This window comes from Aeromonas sp. sif0611, from assembly GCF_019218845.1.
Lineage (GTDB): Bacteria > Pseudomonadota > Gammaproteobacteria > Enterobacterales > Aeromonadaceae > Aeromonas > Aeromonas media.
Map to the genome: position 1 here is coordinate 386018 of NZ_JAHUWU010000001.1, position 16266 is coordinate 402283.

The 16266-nt window shown below is 59.5% G+C and carries 15 protein-coding genes and 1 pseudogene; 13 read left to right on the plus strand and 3 right to left on the minus strand.

Going from position 1 to position 16266, the window contains the following annotated elements:
- The first annotated feature begins 47 nt into the window (after positions 1-47).
- From KW824_RS01695 to KW824_RS01705, 3 genes are all read left to right on the plus strand, one after another.
- Positions 48-1691 carry a hypothetical protein gene (locus KW824_RS01695; RefSeq protein WP_005328305.1) on the plus strand — a complete coding sequence of 548 codons (1644 nt, stop codon included), beginning with the start codon at positions 48-50 and terminating at the stop codon, positions 1689-1691.
- 130 nt (positions 1692-1821) lie between these two features.
- Positions 1822-2325, plus strand: coding sequence for a M48 family metallopeptidase (locus tag KW824_RS01700; protein ID WP_218408694.1), 504 nt, complete (start codon positions 1822-1824; stop codon positions 2323-2325).
- 84 nt (positions 2326-2409) lie between these two features.
- Positions 2410-3171 (plus strand): DUF2927 domain-containing protein, encoded by a 762-nt coding sequence (locus tag KW824_RS01705; protein WP_043132139.1) that lies wholly within the window; start codon positions 2410-2412, stop codon positions 3169-3171.
- Positions 3172-3302: 131 nt separating this feature from the next.
- Here KW824_RS01705 and KW824_RS01710 read toward each other — a convergent pair whose 3' ends face one another.
- A complete protein-coding gene (locus KW824_RS01710) occupies positions 3303-3557 on the minus strand; it encodes a DinI family protein (RefSeq protein WP_171273977.1) in 255 nt (84 codons plus the stop codon).
- Positions 3558-3811: 254 nt separating this feature from the next.
- Here KW824_RS01710 and KW824_RS01715 point away from each other — a divergent pair, with 254 nt between their 5' ends.
- From KW824_RS01715 to KW824_RS01745, 7 genes are all read left to right on the plus strand, one after another.
- On the plus strand, positions 3812-4081 hold the full coding sequence (locus KW824_RS01715; protein WP_218408696.1) for a type B 50S ribosomal protein L31: 270 nt from the start codon (positions 3812-3814) through the stop codon (positions 4079-4081).
- Positions 4078-4203: a type B 50S ribosomal protein L36 gene (ykgO, locus tag KW824_RS01720; protein ID WP_025326720.1), complete on the plus strand. Its 126-nt coding sequence runs from the start codon at positions 4078-4080 to the stop codon at positions 4201-4203. The genes KW824_RS01715 and ykgO overlap by 4 nt, the downstream gene beginning before the upstream one ends.
- Before the next feature lie 443 nt (positions 4204-4646).
- Complete coding sequence (locus tag KW824_RS01725) at positions 4647-5354, plus strand: oligogalacturonate-specific porin KdgM family protein (RefSeq protein WP_218408697.1); 708 nt, start codon at positions 4647-4649, stop codon at positions 5352-5354.
- Positions 5355-5900: 546 nt separating this feature from the next.
- On the plus strand, positions 5901-8363 hold the full coding sequence (locus KW824_RS01730) for a hypothetical protein (protein ID WP_218408698.1): 2463 nt from the start codon (positions 5901-5903) through the stop codon (positions 8361-8363).
- Complete coding sequence (locus KW824_RS01735) at positions 8360-9433, plus strand: glycoside hydrolase family 105 protein (RefSeq protein ID WP_218408699.1); 1074 nt, start codon at positions 8360-8362, stop codon at positions 9431-9433. Before KW824_RS01730 ends, KW824_RS01735 begins: the two co-directional genes overlap by 4 nt.
- 35 nt (positions 9434-9468) lie before the next feature.
- Complete coding sequence (locus KW824_RS01740; protein ID WP_256351221.1) at positions 9469-11112, plus strand: alpha-glucoside-specific PTS transporter subunit IIBC; 1644 nt, start codon at positions 9469-9471, stop codon at positions 11110-11112.
- A gap of 191 nt (positions 11113-11303) precedes the next feature.
- On the plus strand, positions 11304-12137 hold the full coding sequence (locus tag KW824_RS01745; RefSeq protein ID WP_218408700.1) for a sugar phosphate isomerase/epimerase: 834 nt from the start codon (positions 11304-11306) through the stop codon (positions 12135-12137).
- Positions 12138-12283: 146 nt separating this feature from the next.
- Here the strand turns inward: KW824_RS01745 and KW824_RS01750 are convergent, their stop codons facing one another.
- On the minus strand, positions 12284-12616 hold the full coding sequence (locus KW824_RS01750; RefSeq protein WP_111910953.1) for a SemiSWEET family sugar transporter: 333 nt from the start codon (positions 12614-12616) through the stop codon (positions 12284-12286).
- Between the two features lie 286 nt (positions 12617-12902).
- On the opposite strand from KW824_RS01750, the gene kduI reads away from it, so the two are divergent.
- From kduI to KW824_RS01765, 3 genes and pseudogenes are all read left to right on the plus strand, one after another.
- Complete coding sequence (gene kduI / locus KW824_RS01755; RefSeq protein WP_218408701.1) at positions 12903-13739, plus strand: 5-dehydro-4-deoxy-D-glucuronate isomerase; 837 nt, start codon at positions 12903-12905, stop codon at positions 13737-13739.
- Positions 13740-13820: 81 nt separating this feature from the next.
- Positions 13821-14582: a 2-dehydro-3-deoxy-D-gluconate 5-dehydrogenase KduD gene (gene kduD, locus KW824_RS01760; protein ID WP_218408702.1), complete on the plus strand. Its 762-nt coding sequence runs from the start codon at positions 13821-13823 to the stop codon at positions 14580-14582.
- A gap of 66 nt (positions 14583-14648) precedes the next feature.
- A pseudogene (locus tag KW824_RS01765) lies at positions 14649-15173 on the plus strand (YgjV family protein).
- Positions 15174-15300: 127 nt separating this feature from the next.
- Here KW824_RS01765 and kdgR read toward each other — a convergent pair.
- Positions 15301-16095 carry a DNA-binding transcriptional regulator KdgR gene (gene kdgR / locus KW824_RS01770; protein ID WP_256351222.1) on the minus strand — a complete coding sequence of 265 codons (795 nt, stop codon included), beginning with the start codon at positions 16093-16095 and terminating at the stop codon, positions 15301-15303.
- Positions 16096-16266 lie beyond the last annotated feature (171 nt).

The window sequence follows — 16266 nt, forward strand, 5'->3', positions numbered from 1 at the left end:
GCAAGATAGGCCCGCTTTTACGTCTTTCCCGCAGGAACAGGTCATCCATGAATCACGCCATCCGTTTTACCCCTCAGCGCTACAACCCCGGGCTCAAGCCGCTGGTTGTCCTGCTCACCGCCCTGATGGCGCTGCTGTTTTGCTTGCGCAACCCGCTGTTCCACGGCATGGCGCCCGGCTTTGATGCCTCCCTGTTCGCTGTGATGGGCAAGATGTGGAGCGAGGGGGGCGTGCTCTACCGGGACATGATCGACATCAAGGGCCCCATGATCTTCGCCCTCGATGCCCTCGGCTACTCCCTGGGAGGCTTCTTCGGGATCTGGCTGCTGGAGTGGGTACTTTGCTGGCTTGGTCTGCTCGCCAGCTGGCAGGCCTTCTCCCAGCTGGGGCTCTCCCTGCGGGCCCGCCTCGGCAGCATGCTGGCGCTGCTGGCGCTCTACAGCACCCGCTACTACTACGGCAACATGACCGAGGACTGGACTTTCCACCTGGCCCTCATCGCCCAGTGGGCCTTCATCACCCTGCTGCTGGACAAGCAGTTTCGCTGGGGTCCGGCCCTGGTGGCGGCCCTCACCTTCGCCATCGTGGCATGGATGCGCACCAACAACGGCGCCTTCTGGGGGGCTTGGTATCTGGTGCTGTTCTGCCACTGGTGTCTGCGTGAGCAGTGGCGCTGCGCCTTCGGCCTGCTCTGCTCCAGCCTGCTGGGGCTGGCCCTGGTCGGCGGCCCGCTGTTTGCCTACTTCCAGCACCACGGTTTGCTGGACGAATTCAAATACTACGCCTTCGGCATCTTCTTCGAGGGGAGCTATGGCAACGGCTTCTCGCCGGAAGTGGGGGCAGTCGGCCTGCTGCGCACCGGCCTCGTCATGCTGCTGCCAGCCTTCATGGTGCTGATGCTGGGACGCCGCCAGGAGTGGTATCTGCCTGCCCTCTGCGCCACCCTGTTTGGCGTGCTCTTTACCCTGATCGCCAACTCCGTCTCCGGCCACGTGTTCGATCACTACGACGTGCTCTACCTGCAGCTTGGCCTGCTGCCTCTGGCCTGCCTGCTGGATCGCAGCGAGCAACAGTCCGATGCCCTGGGCCTGCTCTGCATCTCGCTAGTGGTACTGACCGCAAGCTGGCTGCTGGCCCAGCAACTCGGTTACGGCTGGAGCACCAAGGAGTGGTCGCTGCCGCGGGTGCGCGAAGTGCTCGGCAACAGCCTGCTGTGGGCCCTGCCGGTGCTCATCCTGGTGCCGCTCTGGCGCGCCTGGGATGTGCGCAGCGCCACCCCCTGGCTGGCGTCACTCGCCATGCTGGCTCTGCTGGTCAACAACGCCTGGGAGGGCAACCTCAAGGGCAAGCCGTTCAATCCGCCGGCCCAGGTGCGGGTCGACAGGATCAAGGCCGAGACAGGGCCGACCGACAAGATCTGGGTCGACGGCATACAGCCGCAATACTATCTGTGGACAGATCGCCAGCCCGCCTCCGCCTATTTGTTCTTCGCCAACGTCAATCCGCCCTATGACGTGCGCGAGCGGGTGCTGGCCGACATCCGGCGGCAGGATCCCAAGTTCATCATCGCCAAGCCGGAGCGGGTGGCAGAGCAGCTGAAAACGCCGAGCTCTCCCTCCAGCCTCGCCTTCTATCAATATCTGACGGACCGTTATGAAGAGGTGGATCCGGGTCTCTATCGCCGTCGCTGAGACCGGTTGCGAAAGTCGGGGCCGTCGCTGGCAACAGCGACGGCCCCTTTCATTGGCGTGCAGACCTGTGTTCAAGGGGGCCCATCATGATTACAATGGCGCTCTTTTTTAGTGTGAAGGGGGAGACAGCATGGCGGAACTGACCTATCTGGGGGGCTATCCCGAGCCGCTCAAGGCCCAGGTACAGCAGTTGATCGCGGCGGGGAAACTCGGCGAGATGCTGGCCAAACGCTACCCTGAGACCCACCTCGTCCAGAGTGACAAGGCGCTGCTGGCCTATACCATGGAGCTGAAAAACCGCTACCTGAAAAGCTCGGCGCCGCTCTCCAAGGTGATCTTCGACGGCAAGATCAACGTGATCAAGGATGCCCTCGGCCTGCACACCTATGTCAGCCGGGTACAGGGCAACAAGCTCAAGACCAAGAACGAGATCCGCATCGCCGCCCTGTTCAAGGAGGCCCATCCCGCCTTCCTGAAGATGATAGTGGTGCACGAGCTTGCCCACTTGCGGGAGAAGGATCACAACAAGGCCTTCTACCAGCTCTGCCTGCACATGGAACCGGACTATCATCAACTGGAGTTCGATCTCAGGCTATGGCTCACCTGGCGTGACATCGAACGCACCTCGGGCTGAGGCCATCGGTTGCAAGGAGGCAAGATGATCCCAGGGCACACTCGTTCAGGGCATAGCTGTCGTCATGCCGCGCGAGGCCAGGTGATGGCCCTGTGGCTCGCCATGCTGCTGCCCTGCTCCCTGCTGGCAACCGAGCGCTGGCAGAGCGACGACTATCTGATCCAGAGCTTCATGGAAGTCGCCATGAAGCGGGAATATGGCCATGAGGCCCAGGTACGCTTCTCCCGCTGGCAAGGCCCCATCCGCCTCAAGCTCATCAACGAGTTTGGCGACAAGGCGCTGCAGGCCGAGGTGGTCAAGGTGCAGAGCCAGCATCTGGCCAGGATCACCGGCCACCCCATACTGCTCGTCAGCGACAACCCCAATCTCACCCTCATCATGACCAGGCACCAGCAGATGGCCGGCTGGGCCCGCCGCACCATGCGCCAGGATGACTCTGTCGGCATTGCCCTCAAGGAGGGGATCTGCCTGGCCAATTTCGCGGCCAACGGCCGCTATGAGATCACCCGTGCCACCATCATCATCCCGGTGGACTACAGCCGGGCCAAGGGCCGTTTTCTGGATTGCGTAGTGGAGGAGCTCACCCAGGTGATGGGGCTGCCCAATGACTCGGACAAGGTGTTTCCCTCCATCTTCAACGACAACAGCATCGACAGCTTCCCCACCGGGCTCGACTATGTGCTGCTCAAGCTCGCCTATCATCCCGCCCTCCATGCCGGCATGACCGCCGACGAGGTGCGCACAGCCCTGCCCATCGCCCTCAAGGCGCTTCGCGCCAATGGCGACATCGCAGAGGCAAATCAGCGAGTACAAAGTGGCAGCCTCAAACGCTGGGCCGGGCTCTGAGCCCTCTTAGCTGGCCCAGCACCCTGCCACCTTCTCACAAACACAAAACGCAGCCTTGAGCTGCGTTTCGTTCAAACCGGGGTAAGAGCCAGCCTGTTACCATGACAGGCAAAATGACAACCTGTTCCTGATCAGGCCTCGGCGCCTTCCGCCTCCGGCATCCAGCTCTCGGCGTTCTCCCATACTTCCTGCACCATGGCCTCGGCCAGTTCCCTGTCCTCCTTGCTGGCGCGGCTGACCGTCAAGGCCATTGCGCTGCCGGGCGCAACCCGCACATGCAGATCAGGGAATCGCTCGCCCAGCTGCTTGAGCAACTCCTGACGCAGCGCCTCCATGGTCGCAGTGGGGATCTGATGTTTTCTGTCGATGATGATTTCCAGGCGCATAGGATACGTCTCCATGAGAAATGACTGTATTTTTATACAGTAAAAACCAAAAGTAAAGGCTCAGCATCTCGTTCCCCTTCCATCGCTCAACAATCCATCGTTCTCCCATGTCATGACCACATCGCATTCCCTCCTGCTTCCCTTTTCTGAGCGAGTTCCATCCTGCCTGGCCACCTCGGGAGAAAAAATGGTTGATATTGGTTCTCATCCGTCGCATCATAATTTCGTGTTATAACATAACAAAATAGATAATCATGCGCCCCGACATTCACCCTCAATACCGCAAGGTCCTGTTTCACGACCTGGCCAGCAACATCTACTTCCTGATCGGATCCACCTTGCAGACCGATCGCACCAAGCAATGGGAAGATGGCAACACCTATCCCTATGTGACGCTGGATGTCTCCAGTGCCTCCCACCCCTTCTATACCGGCAAGCAGAAGCAGGTCGGCAAGGAAGGACAAGTCGCCCGCTTCGGTCAGCGATTTGGCCAATTCTTCAACAAAGGAAAAGAAAAATCATGAAAGTGCTCGCCTCACTGAAATCAGCAAAGTCACGCCATCCTGATTGCCAGGTCGTTCGTCGACGCGGCAAGCTGTTCGTGATCTGCAAGAGCAATCCCAGATTCAAGGCTCGCCAAGGCTAAATACGCAGGCGCTCTGTCCATCCTCCCTGGCCCTCATCCCGAGGGCCAGATCGTTTCTGACTCATCGAAAATACCTCCTTCTCGTCTTCAGCCCAGCCCCCATAAAGCTCCAATCAACCCCCACACGCACATAAAAAGAAACGTCATTTCATTTTATGTAGACACAGATCCCATTTTAGGGCGTCATCATGATGTTGTCATTGCAAATGAAACACTGGTTGAATTATATTTGAACCGTTGTTTTGAAAAATGATGACCAGTGAGATGAAACTTGCTCGACACGCACATCACAGATGTGCTTGCTGATCTTCACAACCCAACTCATGGCCGTGCATTGCCGCCAAAACAGATTTAAACGAGCCCAATTCAGATTGAAAGCCACATGTGCTATCTGGCAATGGGACCACTGTCTGCAGCTTTTTTCATAGGATTGATCGAAAGGTATGAAGTTAAAATTCACCTGTGCAGCCATTGCCGTCTGCTCCGCGCTCACCAGCATGAATGCGAATGCATTGAGCCTCAATTATCGACACGAGTTTCTGGAAAAACAGGATCAACAGAGCGATCGCCTGGTGGTATCTCATCGCTTCGATAATGGTTGGGGGTTTGGTGTCGAGTCCAAATTTACCAACGGTGGTGAAGGAGAGGGTGCCTTCGATGAATTCCACACCACTGGCACCGAATATGACTTGACCTACCTCGCCAAGCTAAATGAAACGTGGTTGCTGGAATCCGGATTCAATACCGAGATCACCGATGACGTGCAAGATTTGCGTATTCACGTCAAGCCCACCTATTGGTTCAATCCCAATTTTTATACTGCCGCACGTTTCCGGGTGGGTCAGCGCAACTACGACGATTCGCTCAACAAGGAAAACGGCCATTATTTCCAGTTGAATTATTACCTTGGTTATAACGCAGAGAATTGGTCCGTTGCCTATGACTTCGAATATAAAAAGCTCGATTATCCTGACTTTAATGGCGAAGAGTATTCATATCTGAACAACGTCACCATCCGTGTCCCCATCAACAAGAACTGGCGACCCTTCACCGAAATCGGCTACGTATCATACAACGATCCGGCCGATGACAACCCCTACCCCAATGACTGGCAGTGGCGTTGGCGCGTCGGGATTGAGTACATCTTCTAGACCTGAATCTGCTATCCCAGGGCTGAGGCCCAAGGCGCACCTCTGCGATATCGAGAGTCATTGGGGTCAGTGAATAACGACAGTCCCCTTGAAAGTCAATACCAACCAGGTCCTATGACACGATAAATAAAGAGCCGTGGGAGATGAAGTAAAAAGGGAATCCAATGACCCCTGTCATTCATTGCGAATGACCATTCATCGCTGAATATGGGCCTTGTGTCACGTAATACAGACTTATCTGAAATTGACATTTCACTGTCACTGAATGAGCAAACATTATGGTTATGCTCCAGTTCAGGAAACATTAATCGGTTGACTGTCGACATATTGTCGCTCAGGTCACAGTTTACATCATTGCGTTGAATGAGAGATAAAATCAGATGTCCAACGGCCCAATGACTTTCATCATTCTCCGTTAAAACACACTGCCATCTGTTTTTATATTCATTAAGGTGGCGAACCCCTTTAACAACATAAAAAGGGGTTCGTCTGGTTACTCAATATTAATAAATCCCTATGGGTCTCAATAGCTTCAAGGAGAGTAGTATGAAGCTTGGAAATTGGGTGCTTGAGCCGAATATGGCGCTCACCCGTTTTTGCGTATCCCCCCCCCGCGCGGAGCGTTTCGCCGAGTTTTTTGCCGGTGAGGCCATGGATATGGCCATGGACTACCACTTCAAGAACGGCATGGGACCGCAAGAGGATGCCTTTTGTCGGCGCATCTTTCGCCAGCAGATGGTCGAACGCACCATCGAACCGGGTGAAGCCCTGCCGCGCACCCAGGTGAGTTTCACTGGTGAGGGCGATACCGTCTCCTTCTCCTCCTTCCAGCGAGTGCCATTCCATGTGCAGCGGTGGCTGGAAGTCGAGCTGCATGCGGCGGAAGCGGGTAACTACCCTTTCCAGCTGTCGACCTGCGGCGGAGTCCGACTCTGGTGTGATGGGTTGCCCATCACCCAGTTCACCCCCTTCACCCGTAACAAGCTGCAACGTTGTGAGCTGATGCTGCCCTTGCAGGCGGGCAAGAACACCCTGCTTGTCCATCTGGAAGAGCTGTTTGAGCGGGATACGGTGTTTGCTCTGCGGCTCATCTACCGCGGCAACGAGCCGCTTGGGGTCTCGCTGCCTAATGTCGATGCCGACATGCTCGATGAGATCTGCCAGTTTGCCGGCGCCATGCGCCCCGAACTCACCGCCTGGCACAATCAGGTCAGGATCCGGCTCGGCATGGCCGCACCGACGCACCCCGTTCGCCTGAAAGGCGAGATCCATGGCATGGGCAATGACAATTTCAGACCGCGCCAGGTGGATTTCGGCACCGTCTCGCCGGGCAGCCAGTGGCTGACCCTGGATCTCCCCGCCGACATCGGCCCTGCGCACTACCAGATTGTGCTGAACATGAGCTGTGCTGGCGTTTCCATCAACCGCAGCTTCGGTGTCAACCTCATGCAGCCCCTCGGCAATGCCGAGCCATCGACCAGCCTGAGCGATCGCAAGCAGCAGGCACTGCGGCACTGCGCCCAACATGGTATGGAACGCACAGCTCGCCTGCTGGCCATGCTGCACAGCGGCGAGATCACCGCCGAGGCTGAGCAGTTGCTGCTCGACACCCTGGCGCGGATCAGCGCCCGCGAGGATTGCTCCGACTTTTCCCTGGTCCCGCTGCTCTGGATCTGGCAACGCCACCAGGGCGAGCACTTCCCGACCGTCCTGTGGCGACGGGTACGCAGTGCCATCCTCGGCTATCGCTACTGGATGGATGAACCGGGCAATGACGTGATGTGGTTCTGGAGCGAGAACCACACCCTCTGCTTCCACACCGCCCAATACCTGGCCGGCCAGCTGTTCCCCGCCGAACGTTTCCTGGCCTCTGGCCGCAGCGGCGAACAGCAGCGCACCATCGCGGCACAGCGCCTGGCGCAGTGGTTCGATGCCATCGATCGGCACGGCTTTGTCGAGTGGAACTCGGCCCCCTACTACCCGGTCGACTACATCGGTCTGTTTGCACTCTATCAGCTGGCGGAAGATACCTGGGTGCGCGAGCGCGCCAAGGCACTCATCGATCGGCTGATGCTGCTCAGCTCCCTGCATTATCAGGCCGGGATTGCCGCCGGCACCATGGGACGAGTCTACGAGAAGGAGCTGCTGGCCGGCGTGCTCACCGAGCTGTCGGCCTACGGCAACGTGGCCTGGGGCGGCGGCTGGTATAACCGCAAGTGCGCCTCCCTGCCGCTGTTCTGTGCCAGCGACTATCAGCCCCCCCTCGAGGCCGACCGCTACGCGACCCTGCAACAGGGCACGCTGGCGGCCTGCTATCAGGCGGGGGGCGGCAAGATCGTCGTCTGGAAGGAGCCGGGCGTCAGCCTCTCCAGCTGCGTCGACCACCATGCCGGTCAACGCGGCCATCAGCAGCATCTGGTGGATGTGCAGTTCGCCTCCGGTCACGACGCCAAGTTCTGGGTCAACCACCCGGGCGAAGCCGAACCCGGCGGTGAACAGCGCCCCTCCTACTGGTCCGGCAACGGTGTGCTGCCGCGAGTGATGCAGGTGAAAAACCGCACTCTGCAGATCTATCGGCTGGCCGAGGATGATCCCTTCCCCTGGACTCACCTCTACCTGCCGGCGGAGGCCTTCGATCAGGTGATCGCCACGACCCACGGCTGCCTGATCAAGGCCGGGGATGCCTTCGCCGCCATCGGCTGCTCGGCCCCCCTCAATGCGATGACAACCGGGATGACCGCCGGCAATGAATATCGCGCCAAGGCGCATAGGGTGGCCTGGTATATCGAGGTCGGCCATGGCAACGACGCGGCATTCGCTGCCTTCTGTCAACGCATGACCACGCTCGAGGTAAGCCTCGATGGCGAGACGGCCATCGCCGGCACCGCAGAGGGCGAACTCATGTGTCTGGATTGGCAGGGCACCTGCCTGGTCGAGGGGGTCTCGCACAGCTTCCCCGCCGACGTCGGATGTGACCCTATCATCGCCTATCGTGGAGAAGCTCAATGAAACAGCCAGCACTGATCCCTACCCTGGAGCGGGTGGTCCGTGGCTTCTGCCAGCTCAAAGGCATGGGCGAACTGACGGCCAGCAAAGGCCTGACCATCCAGTTCGAGCAGTGGGAGTGGGAGGTCGGCGTCGGCCTCTACGGCTTCTGGCGTTATGCCCGGCATAAGGACGATGCCGAACTGCAAGCCTCGTTGCTGGCCTGGTACGAAGACCAGATCCGCAAGGGGCTGCCCGCCATGCAGATCAATACCACGGCCCCCATGATCACCCTGGCGTTGTTGGCGGGCCACAGCGGCCGTGCCGATCTGCACGAGGCGGTCAACGCCTGGGCCGACGATCTGCTGGCCAACCTGCCCAGAACCGAAGAGGGCGGCTTCCAGCACGTGGTGAAGGAGCAACCCAACACCGGCCAGCTCTGGGACGACACCCTCTTCATGACCTGCCTGTTCCTCGGCACGGCCGGGATAGTGCTGGAGCGTCAGGATCTGATCGACGAGGCCGTCTACCAGTTCCTGCTGCACACCCGCTACCTGAGTGAGCCCAGGAGCGGGCTCTGGTATCACGGCTGGACCTTCCTCGATCGGCACCATTATGCCGAGGCCTTCTGGGCCAGGGGCAATGCCTGGATCACCGTGGCCATCCCCGAATTCATCGATCTGATGGGGGATCACCTGGATGCCGGCACCCGCCGATTCCTCACCCAGGTGGTGGCGCGCCAGGTGCGCTCCCTGTGCGATCTGCAGGCCGACAACGGCATGTGGCACACGGTGCTGGATGACCCCTATTCCCCTCAGGAGTCCTCGGCCACGGCGGGGATCGCCTATGGCATGTTGCGCGGTGTCCGCCTGGGGCTGCTGGATGAGGTCGTGGTTGAGCCTGCCCTGCGGGCGGCCCGTGCCGTGTGGCAGCGTATCGACGGGGACGGCATCGTCCTCGAGGCCTCCAAGGGGACCATGGTCGGTCATGACCACCAGTACTACTGCGACATTGCCATGGCACCCGTGCCTTACGCCCAGGCGCTGACGATGTTGCTGCTGCTCGAGCTTGAGCAGGGCCAGTGGCTGGCCTGAATACTTTATCGTTGTAATCATTCGGAGAAAAATTGATGTCCAAACGGAACTTTATGGGGGCCTTCCAGACCTTTGGCGGTGCCATGGCTGTCCCCATTGCCTTTCTACCCTTTACCGGTTTGCTGCTCGCCATCACCGGGTTGCTCACCATGCCCGATATCATGGGGGACCTGGCTCACCCCGACTCCAACTTCTTCAAGGTGATGACCATCATCAAGTCGGGGGGCTGGACCATCTTCCGCAACTTCCCCCTGCTGTTCTGCATGGCACTCCCGGTGGGTCTTGCCAAGTCGGGTCAGGCCCGAGCGGCGCTGGTCGCCTTCTTTGCCTACATGGCCTACAACTACTTCACCAACAGCATGCTCACCTTCTGGGGGCCTGAGTTCGGGGTCAACTTCAATCAGGAAGTGGGCGGCGCCAGCGGCCTGGCGCTGGTGGGGGGCATCAAGACGCTGGATACCAGCATCGTCTTCTCCCTCATCATCGGCGGCGTGGTGACCTGGATCCACAACCGCTTCTTCGAGAAGAAACTGCCGGATTACCTCACCATCTTCCAGGGCATGAGCCTGGTGTTCATCATCTCCTTCTTCGTCATGTTGCCCATGGCCTGGTTGACCTGCGAGTTCTGGCCCAAGGTCCAGGTGGGGATCAACGCCATGCAGGGCTTCTATGTGGAAGCCGATGCCTTCGGCATGTGGCTGCTCGCCTTCGTGGAGCGGATTCTGGTGCCGACCGGTCTGCACCGCTTCGTCTACTTCCCCTTCTTCTTCGGCCCGGCCGTGGTCGATGGTGGTCTCTACACCCACTGGATCGAGAACGTTTCCACCTATGCGGCTTCCACCGTGCCTTTGGTTGAACAGTTCCCGGCCGCCGGTTACTCCCTGTACGGCAACATCAGCGTGTTCTGCTCCCTGGGGGCCGGACTCGCCATCTATGCCACTGCCAAGCAGAAGATGAAGCGCAAGATCGCCGCCCTGGTGATCCCGGCCATCATCACCGCCATGGCCGTCGGCATCACCGAACCCATCGAGTTCACCTACCTGTTCGTGGCCCCGGTGCTGTATCTGGTCAATGCCATCATTGGTGCAACCCTGTGTGTGGCGCTCTATCTGTCCGGTGTGGTCGGTTTCATGGGTGGTGGTCTGAACGACATCATCCTGTTCAACTGGGTCTTCTACGCCAAGAACCACGCCCACCTAATCTGGATCCACCTAGCCTTGGGCCTCAGCTTCGCCGCCATCAACTTCTTCGTGTTCCGCTACATGATCCTGAAGTTCAACTTCCTCACCCCAGGTCGTGGCGATGAAGAGGAGGAAGACGACGTGCGCCTCTACTCCAAGCAGGACTACCGTGACAAGCAGTCTGGCAAGGCCGTGGCCGGCCAGGAGCCGGATCGCCTCAGAGCCGCCGCCATACTGCGTTGTGTCGGGGGTTGTGACAACGTCGAGACCATAGGCAACTGTCAGACCCGTCTGCGCCTGGTGGTGAAGGATCCGACCCAGGTACAGGATGACAAGGCCCTCAAACAAGCCGGTGCCCTGGGGGTCATGCGTTCGGGCAAGAACCTGCAGGTGGTGGTCGGTCTGTCGGCCCCCATGGTCCGTGAGTACTTCGAGCAGGAGTATAACAAGGGCCCACAGGCTGCCCCCGATGCAACCATTCCGGCAACGGCCGCCTGATGGGGCTTTGAGTGTGCCGATGGCAAGCGCGCGCATCGGGTATCGGGCCCCCTCGCTGGGGTCCATTCGAGAGCCGTGACTTGCCTCTTGAACTTGCGAGCCCAGATGGGCTCGCAAGCCGTTTCTGACGCCGACCCCCTTGACCGAGGTGCCGTCAGAGACATCACAGCCATGACCCACAGGAGCATGTCATGAACAGATTGAAGATTGGGGCCCGCGCCCATGATCTCGCGGATCAGACGCCGGCGGCACTGATCGCCCAGGCCCGCCAGCTCGGCCTCGACGGGCTGCAACTGGCCGTGCACAAGAGCTGGCCCGAGGCCTATCAGGCCCGTGATATCCACGCCCTGACCACCCACATCCAGCAGTTGCAAGAGGCCGGACTGTCCATCTTCCTGCTGGCCAGCTACTTCAACCCCGCCCACTCCGACGCCGACTTCCTGATGCGCGAACTGGCGCGGGTACGGCTCAACATCGAGCTCGCCCGCCACTGCCACATCGGCGTCGTGGGCAGTGAGACCGGCTCCCTCAACGACGATAACTGGACCCGGCATCCGGACAACCACGGGGCCACCGCCTTCCACAAGGTGGAACAGAGCCTGGCCCGGTTAAGGCCCGATCTGGCGCTGGCCGGTTGCGATTTTCTGGTGGAAGCGGTGTGCGATCACATCATTCACGATGCGGAGAGCCTGGCGCGGCTGAACACCCGCCTGGGGGAGCACTTCCTGGTGACCCTGGATCTGGCCAATCTGCTGGATGCCGACAATGTCGCGGACTGGCGCGAGATCCTGGCCGACTTTCTCGGCCAGCATGGCGAGCGCATCCGGTTGCTTCATTTCAAGAACTTCATCCTGGAGGGGCGCAACAAGGTATCGGTGGGTCTGGAGCAGGGGCTGATCGACTATGCCGAGGTGCTGACCATGCTGGCGCAGTGCCAACTGACCCATGTTCCCATCATCGTCGAGGAGCTGTCGGGGGAAGCCTTGCGGGAGAGTGTGGACTATCTGCGCCGCTTGAGTCGGTAAATCAGATCCGTGGAGGGAATAAGCCAAGACGAAAAACGGCGCCCAAGGCGCCGCTTCGTTCATCCACCAGATGGATGGAGCTGAGTGCTGATAAGGAGCATCCGATGGCCATCCCACCGGAGGGTGGTCATCTTCGAGACTATGGGTCAGGCCCGCTCATTGCTCCACTTCAGCACCATGACAGCGCTGGCCAGCAGCAGTGTGATGCCATTGGCCATGATCAGCGGTGTGTCACCCGATTTCAGGCCATAGGTCAGCCAGAGCAACAGACCGCTGATGAAGACCAGATACATCTTGGTGGAAATCGCCTTGGTTTCTCGCGTCTTGAGGATGTCGAACACCTGCAGCGAGAAGGATCCCGTGGTCAGGAAGGCCGCACAGAGCCCGAGGGAGGCGGTATCGAAGGCAAACAGAACCGTGCTCAGGGCAGCCACCCCGGCCAACATGATGATTCGATTGGATGAAACACACTTGTTCATTGATAGACCTGTTATTGAATGAGATTGGCAACGAATGTCCTGTTGCCGCCACCCGGCAGGGCGGCAGCCTGTCTGCCTTCGCCGCGAAGCCTTTCTTTATGGCGCGAAGACATCAGTGGCCCGGTTCAACGGGCCCGGCACGGCCATGAGCCACACCGGGCAAGAAGTCTAATCCCAACAAACAAAAAATACAAAACACTGTTTTGATTTTTATTTTTTGCTTGTTATCATTATAGCCATTACAGACAACGCGACTGCCAACCTGCGGCGCTCATCGAGGTTAATCATGCAAATTCGTCAAAGCATTCACAGCGATCATGCAAAACAGCTGGACACTCAGGGCCTGCGCCGTGAATTCCTGGTAGAAGAGATTTTCACGCCAGACCAGCTGACCATGACCTACAGCCACATCGACCGCATCGTGTTCGGTGGCATCATGCCGGTCCAGGATCCCCTCGCCTTCTCGGACGCGCTGGGCAAGACCTTCGGCGTCAGCTATTTCCTCGAGCGCCGCGAGCTGGGGCTTATCAACATCGGCGGGCCAGGCGTGGTGGTGGTTGATGGCATCCCCTTCGAGATCGGCAACGCCGAGGCGCTCTATGTGGGTCAGGGTGCCCGCGAGTTGAGCTTTGTCAGCGTCGACGCCATGCAGCCGGCCAAGTTTTACTACAACAGCGCCCCGGCCCATGTGAGCTTCCCGACCCGCAAGGTCACCCGGGCAGAAGCCTCACCGACCACCCTGGGCGAGGCTGCCACCAGCAACCGCCGCACCATCTACAAGTACCTGGTGCCGGACGTGCTGCCGACCTGCCAACTGGTGATGGGCATGACTCAGCTGGAAGAGGGCAGCCTGTGGAATACCATGCCCTGCCACACCCACGAGCGCCGCATGGAGGTCTACTTCTACTTCAACATGCAAGAGGATGCCGCCGTGTTCCACATGATGGGCAAGCCGGACGAGACCCGTCATCTGCTGGTGCACAACGAGCAGGCCGTCATCTCCCCAAGCTGGTCCATCCACTCCGGCGTCGGCACCCAGGCCTACACCTTTATCTGGGGCATGGTCGGCGAAAACCAGGTGTTCGGCGACATGGATCATGTGGCCGTCAGGGATCTGCGCTAATTCCCATCCGATTCCGGGCGACACGGGTCGCCCGCATTCCCCATCACCCCTGCCACGTCTGGTGGCAGCAGAGGAAACAAGATGATTCTCAATGCATTCGATTTGAAGGGTAAGGTTGCCATCGTGACCGGTTGTGACACCGGCCTCGGCCAGGGCATGGCGCTCGGTCTGGCCGAAGCCGGCTGTGACATCGTCGGCATCAACATCGTCGAGCCCACGGACACCATCGCCAAGGTGGAGGCGCTCGGACGCCAGTTCCTGAGCCTCAAGGCCGATGTCAGCAAGGTGGATACCCTGCCCGCCCTGGTGGATCAGGCGGTCTCCCGCTTCGGCCGCGTCGACATCCTGGTCAACAACGCCGGCATCATCCGCCGCGACGACGCCATCAACTTCAGCGAGAAGGACTGGGACGACGTGATGAACATCAACATCAAGAGCGTCTTCTTCATGTCCCAGGCGGTGGCCAGGCAGTTCATGGCCCAGGGCCGGGGCGGCAAGATAGTCAACATCGCCTCCATGCTCTCCTATCAGGGCGGCATTCGTGTCCCCTCCTACACCGCCTCCAAGAGCGGCGTCATGGGGATCACCCGCCTGCTGGCCAACGAGTGGGCCAGCCAGGGCATCAACGTCAACGCCATCGCCCCCGGCTACATGGCCACCAACAACACCACGGCCCTGCGCGCCGATGAGGATCGCAACGCCGCCATCCTGGAGCGGATCCCGGCCGGACGTTGGGGGGTGCCGGATGACATGATGGGCCCCGTGGTGTTCCTGGCCTCCCCCGCCTCCGACTACATCAACGGCTACACCATTGCCGTCGACGGTGGCTGGCTGGCCCGCTAACCCTTAGCCCATACAAAAGGCGCCATAGGCGCCTTTTTTCGTTCGTCTCGTCTAGGAATCCATTCAATGTCGCTCGACCCCCTGGCCCAGCTGCTTGGCCTGCTCGCCTGTGCCATAGGCATCACCGCCTTCCGGCAATCCCAGGACAGTAAACTGCGGCTGCACCTGACCCTCAACGGCGCACTCCTCACAGCCCATTTCATGTTGCTCGGCGCCACGGCCGCCGCCATCAACTGCCTGCTCTGTGCGGTACGGACCTGGGTCTCCGGCTATTATCGCGGCCTGGGTGTGATGCTGTTCTTTCTGGGACTGACCTGGCTATTGGTGATGCCCAGGATCGCACATCCCATCCAGCTGTTGACGCTGCTCGGCACCACCTTGAGCACCTACGCCCTGTTTCGGCTAGAAGGCATGGCGCTGCGGCTGTGCATGTTGAGCAGCACAGTCTGCTGATTTGTCCACAACATCTGGGCGGGGTCATGGGGAGGCATCTTGCTGGAGGGCAGCTTTTTCATCGTCAACGGCCACCTCATCCTCGGCCTCTACAGGGCGCGGCGACAGGCGAGATGCGTGAGCACGCAACAGGGATAAGCCTTGGTAGTTGCCAGAGCGAGCACGACAAGGGACAACAAAGCCGGAGGCGGAGCTGCTGTCAGACAGTCCCGCCACCGGCTTTGCTCGAGAAAGAACGCGGCAGGCTGCCGCGGTTCATCCCCTGTTACCTGGCCAGGAATGGATAGTCGTGAAAACCGAGTTCGGCCGAGATACGGGCCGCCGCCTCATGCAGCAAGCCCACCAGCTCATCCTTGTTCTCTTCACTGAAACGCACCAGGGGCAGTGACAGGGAGAGCCCAGCGATGATGCGTCCCATGCGGCTGTAGATGGGCACGGCGAAGCAGCGCAGGCCCGGCTCCATCTCTTCGTTGTCTTCCGCGTAACCCTGCTCGCGCACCAGGACCAATTGAGCCAGCAAGGCGTCGATGTCGGTCAGGGTGTGCTCGGTAAAGCGCTCAAAACTGACATTGGCCAGCATGCCGCGCACCTCTTCCTCGGGCAACCAGGCCATCATCACCTTGCCAAGGGCGGTGCTGTAGAGCGGGCGGCGACGACCGATACGGGAGTACATCCGCAGGTTGTATTCGGAGTCTACCTTGTGCAGATAGACGATGCTGTCTTCGTCGAGCGCCCCCAGGTGCAGGGTCTCCTTGGTCAGCTTGCCCAAGCGATGCATCTGGGTATCCGCGATCGGGATCAGTTCCTGGTGCTCCAGCGCCTTGCCACCGAGCTCGAACAGCTTCAGGCTCAGGGTGTACTTGTCTGACTCCCCCTCCTGATTGACATAACCCAGGGTCTTCATCGTCTGCAAGAAGCGATAGACGGTGCTTTTGGACATCATGATCCGCTGGGACAACTCGGTCACGCCGATCTCTTTCTGCTCCCCCAGCGCCTGCAGGATGCCAAAGACTTTCAGAACGGATGAAACGGAATCTGGCGAGGTATCTACCACTGACATAAGGTTCTCCTTATAAGCTCCATCGTTTCAGTGTATTTGAAACGCAAGCCCAATCATAGCCATAGGTGCGTTTCACAGGAGGACAACGCCCAGACCCACCGCCATTACAGATGAGGTCGCAGACCAGGCTGACCGACGCAACTGCCCTTGCAACCTGGCGACACGACTACC